The following is a 1,073-nucleotide window of genomic DNA, read 5'->3' as shown; positions in this document are numbered from 1 at the left end:
ATGGCGAAAACTTACGGCGGTGTAGCCAAGCAGTTTGCCGACATCGACAATGCTCCGGAAGAGCGCGAGCGTGGGATTACCATTGCTACGGCGCACGTGGAGTACGAAACCGATGCCCGCCACTACGCTCACGTAGACTGTCCGGGTCACGCCGACTATGTCAAGAACATGGTGACGGGCGCCGCTCAGATGGACGGAGCAATTTTGGTTGTTGCCGCTACCGACGGTCCGATGCCACAGACTCGCGAGCACATTCTGCTGGCTCGTCAGGTAGGTGTACCGCAGATTGTTGTATTTATGAACAAGGTAGACCTGGTAGACGACGAAGAGCTGCTGGAGCTGGTAGAGCTGGAAGTGCGTGAGCTGCTGTCTTCTTATGAATTTGACGGCGACGACATCCCGGTGATTCAGGGATCAGCCTTGGGCGCCCTCAACGGCGAAGCCGAGCACGAAGAAAGCATTGTAGAGCTGATGAAGGCTGTGGATGAAACCATCCCAACGCCGGAGCGTGATGTAGACAAGCCCTTCCTGATGCCGGTAGAGGATATCTTCTCGATCACCGGTCGTGGAACGGTAGCTACCGGACGTATCGAGCGTGGAGTTATTAAAGTAAACGACGAGATTGAGATTGTAGGGATTGTAGAAGACCCGATGAAATCGGTAGTAACCGGTATTGAGATGTTCCGTCGTATGCTCGATGAAGGGCAGGCCGGAGACAACGCCGGTATTCTGCTCCGAGGAATTAACAAAGAGCAGATTGAGCGAGGCATGGTACTTTGTAAGCCCGGCTCGATCACTCCTCACAAAGAGTTTGAGTGTGAGGTATATGTACTCAGTAAAGATGAAGGTGGCCGTCACACGCCATTTTTCAAAGGCTACCGCCCACAGTTTTACTTCCGTACCACCGACGTAACCGGAGCTTGTGAGCTTCCTGATGGTGTGGAGATGGTAATGCCGGGAGACAACGTGAAGCTGAATGTAGGATTGATTCAGCCGGTAGCGATGGAAGAAGGGCTGCGGTTTGCGATTCGCGAAGGCGGACGTACCGTGGGCGCCGGAGTTGTAACTAAAAT

General features: G+C 53.6%; 1 protein-coding gene. It reads left to right on the top strand.

Annotated features, from left to right (window positions below; genetic code table 11):
- Positions 1-1,073, top strand: a 1,073-nt coding sequence (tuf, locus tag JJ941_RS15260; protein WP_290967119.1) for an elongation factor Tu, incomplete at both ends; no start/stop codon positions are given.

Origin of the sequence: Gracilimonas sp. (genome assembly GCF_017641085.1) — a bacterium.
In the GTDB taxonomy this organism is placed as follows: Bacteria; Bacteroidota; Rhodothermia; order Balneolales; family Balneolaceae; genus Gracilimonas.
Note: the sequence above shows the minus strand (reverse complement) of the source record. Positions and strands in the feature narration are given on the sequence as shown.